The sequence below is a fragment of the Frankia sp. CgKIO3 genome (assembly GCF_977946435.1).
On the sequence record NZ_CDWTMO010000238.1, the window covers coordinates 1 to 4479 of the forward strand.

The following is a 4479-nucleotide window of genomic DNA, read 5'->3' on the forward strand; positions in this document are numbered from 1 at the left end:
GATCCCTATGGAACAAGGTGATGTTGCGGGAGGAGGTGCCGGTCGCACGGGGACATACGTGCGCGGGTGGAGCTGCGCGGGTGGATCCGCGCCGGTACATCCCTGCCGGCACTGGCTGGCCGGCACGGTCATTTCACCAGGATCGGTGCTCGGGGTCCGGGTGCCGCGTCGGGCTCGTCGACGCCGTTGGATGTCGACGCCGTCGGATGTCGAACCGGCATGCGGGCATGCCCTCCGGGTCGGCGGGCGCCGAGGTGAGGAGAGGGGGGTGCTGGTTGCGCCGGCCTCCGGTCGCGTCGGCTCAATGGCCGGCCAGGCCGAGGGAGCGGACCGGAGCGGTGGATCTCGGGAACGCGCTGAGGGTGCGCCGGGACGAGCGCGTCCGCCGCGCGGCTCAGCGCGCGGTACAGATGGCGGAACTCACCAGGGAGAAGTCAACGTGGCCACGCGTAACGAGAACGGCCGGACTGAACACCGGATGATCTCATCACGGCGGTCAACCTGCCGTCAACGCCGCAGGCCGATCGTGTGCCATTGCCTGGGCGCGCGGACGAGCCGGTGATCACCACGATCGCCTACGAGCACGTGGATCGCGTCCGTTCCTACGAGTTGCTCGCCCGTGAGCGGACCTGACCGGCTCGTCCTTCGACCCTTTGCGTCATCCGGGACCGGTGATTACGGTGGAGTGTGACGGATGACACTGAGCGCGGTTATCCGGGAGCGAGTGAATCCGGGAGCGAGTGGGAGACAAGGAGACGTCGTGTCGGACGACCGGTGCGGGATCACGGCGACGCCGTGGCCTCAGCCGGGTGGCCGCGCGGCCGAACTCACTCATCGCCGTCACATCGACACCTGCCGCGTCAACACGGCGGCCTGTCCCCGTTGACCTCCGGATGACCTCCGGAACATCCGGACCTTCCGCACCCCGGCCTCGACCTTCGATCTGACATCCGCCTCCGCGCGTTTGTCGGTCGATGCTCGATCCGGCCGGAACGAGGCGCTGGAGGTCGTCGTCAACGGCAGGAACGGCGCTGGCCATGACCGATCCCCTGGCATCATCGGAACAATCCCTGACTCCGGAGCAGCCTCCGGCGCACGGGCGATCCACCGCGACGGAACGGTCCGAGTCCGGCCGCTCCGAGTCCGAGCGGTCGACGGTGCCCGGACGATCCGAGGCGGCCGAGGCCTTCGTCCTGCGGGGGGTGCACGTCCTCGACAAGACCGGGCGCTTCGGTGAGCCGACCGACGTCGCCGTCGGCGGCGGGATCATCCATGCGGTCGGCACGCGACTAGGCCTCGACCGGGACGCCGTCGACGTTGATGCCCACGACCTGTGGCTGATGCCAGGGGTCGTCGACTGCCACGCTCACGTCACGCAGTCCACCTATGATCCGTTCGAGCTGGCGACGGCGTCGCTGTCCACGCGGGTCCTGCAGACCGCCGCCGCGTTGCGGGCGTCGTTGGCGGCCGGTGTCACACACCTGCGGGACGCCGGCGGCGCCGACGCCGGCATCCGGGACGCGGTCAGCGCGGGCACCGTGCCCGGACCGCGGCTCGCCGTGTCCGTCGTCGGGCTGAGCCGGTCCGGGCGGCACGGTGACGGGGCGATCATCGGTCCCGGGCTGGAGTCGGCCGAAGATGTTCTCATGCCGGACTATCCCGGCCGGCCCCCGCATACCGTTACCGAGGCGGGCAGCCTGCCGGCGTCGGTGCGGGGCGTTCTGCGTGCGGGTGCGGACTGGATCATGATCTACGCGAGCGGTGGGGTGATGTCCGCCCGGCCGGGGCAGCTCGAGCCGCAGTTCAGCCCGGTGGAGCTTGCGGCCGCCGTCGCGGAGGCCCGGCGGTACGGACGCCCGGTGATGATGCATGCCTTGGGCGAGCGGTCGATCGAGGCCGCGGTCGCCGCCGGAGCGCGGTCCATCGAGCACGGCATCGGGCTCACCGAGCCCGTGGCGGCCGCCACGGCGGCCGCCGGGGTGACGCTCGTCCCCACCCTGTCGCCCTACCAGGACCTGGCGGCGCTGGCGGCCACCGGAGTGCTGCCGGGCTGGGCGGTGGACCGGGCCGAGGCCACCGAGGCCGCGCTGGCCGGCACGATCGCGGTCGCCCGTGCGGCGGGGGTGCCGATCGCGCTCGGCAGCGACGCCCGGCACCGCACCCGGCACGGCATGAACCTGGCCGAGATCAGCCGGCTGCGCCGCGCCGGGCTCACTCCGCCCGAGGCGCTGCTCGCCGCGACCGCGACCGGAGCCCGGCTCTTCGGACTGGGGGAGGGAGCCGGCCGTATCGCCGTCGGCTCCGCCTTCGACGCGATCCTGCTCGACGCGGACCCCGGGGACCTGTCGGTCTTCGAGCGGCCGGGCGCCGTGAGCGGGGTGTTCCTTGGCGGTCGTGCGGTGCTGCCCCACCCGCGGCTGCCCGGGAACCTGGTCCGCCCCACCATGGTGATGGAAGAGGTGCCGAGAATCGCTCCCGAGCGGCCCGCGGCGTCGCCGTCCAGCTGACTCTCCCGTTTTCTAGAATGTTCACGAAATATCAAAAGAAATACCCTTAGGATTCGGAATGAAATAACTTGTTTACTTCGGGGTCCTCGCGAGCCCGTGACCTGCGAAGACGCATATTGGCTTGCATTAATTACTTCATTACGAATTCTTAGTATGGCTTCGCGGGCTTTCGTCGGATCCGCTCTGGGACGGCGATTGACCGAGATGCGGATCGGCCCCCGAAAGCTATTGTCGTAGGGGCCCTGCTGCCGGCTGACGTCAGGTGGCCCGGGTCATTTGCTGGTACTTGGTGCCGCGTCTCCAATGCCTGGAGGGTTCTCATGCAGCACGCTGAAATGATCAATAAGAACATGCGGAAGGCCATCGAGGAGTGTATGTCCTGCTCGGCCCTGTGCGAGGAGACGATCTCCTACTGCATGGACATGCCGGGCGCCATGATGGAGTCGGCGAACATGCGGCTGATGATGGACTGCGCAGCCGTCACCAGGATCTGCGCCGACATGATGTGCCGGATGTCGCCGATGCACGGGGAAATGTGCGCGATGTGCGCGCGGATCTGCGTGATGTGCGCTGAGATGTGCGAGAGGATGCCGCAGGATCAGCAGCTCGCCAAGCTCGCCGGCGCATGCCGATCCTGCGCGGAGAGCTGCAACACGATGGTGGGCGCCGCCGCCTGAGCGGCGTCCGGCCCGACGGCGCCGGGGCGTAGCCGGCGATCACCCGACTCCGCCCCGACGTCCGGGGCCGTGCAGCTGTGCGGCGGCACGTGCCACGTGCCACGTGGCCTCGGTCACGATTGGTGGCTACGGTTACGTATCCTCGGGCGGACATGGGGTGAAACACCTGAGTAACAATATTGACCATGTTGACAGGTAGCCGTCGGATAGGCAGAATATGGTCATGTCCTCCTGGGTGAATCGGAGGACCCCCCTGGTCATCCGTGGCCACATCGATTTCCTGCGAGTGGCCTCGTCCGGTTATCCGGCCCGGCCAATTCACGTGCTTTACTAGCCTCCTCGGCTTTCCCTCGCTCGGTGTTCTCTCTGGCGTTCTCCTTATGCATGGCCGCTCGATAGGTCTGTCTCCAGATCGTCATTGCCTGCGTGGACGCCAGCTGCCTCGGTATCGATGTCCGGTCAATACCGGGTACATCTCTGGACGGTTTCCGATCGGAGCATGCTGTGTCGTCCCTGGTTTCGTCAGCATACGTTTATCCGCGCCCCAATGGATATGTGGGGGGCCGGGAACCCGTTACTGGCCCAGCGGTGATCCAACCCACTCGAGAAGAGCCAATGTCGTCCTTCTCCCCGGTCGGGGAGAATCCGCTGAACATTTCGAGGGCCTGGCTTTCCGGCTCGCGCTCGACGGATATCAGGTGACGTTTCTCGACCACGGGAGAGACACCGTCCTCGCCCTTGGTGAGGCGCGTGCCCCCGAGGGTCCGTTCATCCTGCTGGGTTCGGACAGCGGGGCCCTGCGGGCGTTGGTCGGCGCCGGTTCGCCAGCCGTCCGGCCGGATGCCCTCGTGTTGCTCGACCTGCCGCTGGTGTACCGAAAGATCGCGGGCGAGGGTCCGGGACAGCCGATCCCACGGTCGCTGCCCGACCTGCCGGTCCTACTGTTCCACGCCGAGCGAGACGAGGTCAGCCCGCTTGCGCTGGTGCGCATGATGACGCGGACCGCGCGCCGGGCCCGGCTGGCGTCGCTACCCGGGGGGCGTGGCGTGCTCGCCGGCCCCGGTCGGCGTGCGGTCGGCGCGTACATCCTGCTGTTCCTCGAGAACCTCCGTGCCCCGCGGCTGGCCCCACGGCAACGGCAGCGGGACCGGCTGCTCGACTGATCTCGCCCGGTGCCGGGCGCGCCCGCGTGCCGCTCCGATCGGGGTGTGCCTCCGCGGGAGTCCCAAGCGCTCAGCAGGCGTTTCCTTGGCGGGTGCCGGCGCGAATCACGCGGGTCCATCGTCCGTCCCGTA

The 4479-nt window shown here is 68.6% G+C and carries 3 protein-coding genes; all 3 read left to right on the forward strand.

Features of this window, described 5'->3' with window-relative positions; all coding sequences use genetic code 11:
* Positions 1 to 1157 precede the first annotated feature (1157 nt).
* Positions 1158 to 2507: an amidohydrolase family protein gene (locus AC08OJ_RS18685; RefSeq protein ID WP_476596423.1), complete on the forward strand. Its 1350-nt coding sequence runs from the start codon at positions 1158 to 1160 to the stop codon at positions 2505 to 2507.
* Positions 2508 to 2827: 320 nt separating this feature from the next.
* Entirely contained in the window at positions 2828 to 3184 is a 357-nt protein-coding gene (locus AC08OJ_RS18690) for a four-helix bundle copper-binding protein (protein WP_476594561.1), read from the forward strand.
* A gap of 698 nt (positions 3185 to 3882) precedes the next feature.
* Complete coding sequence (locus AC08OJ_RS18695; RefSeq protein ID WP_476594560.1) at positions 3883 to 4347, forward strand: alpha/beta fold hydrolase; 465 nt, start codon at positions 3883 to 3885, stop codon at positions 4345 to 4347.
* Positions 4348 to 4479 lie beyond the last annotated feature (132 nt).

Excerpts from the sequence above, each read along its gene's own strand:
- AC08OJ_RS18690 (WP_476594561.1), top strand. The coding sequence starts at position 2,828 with ATGCAGCACGCTGAAATGATCAATAAGAACATGCGGAAGGCCATCGAG.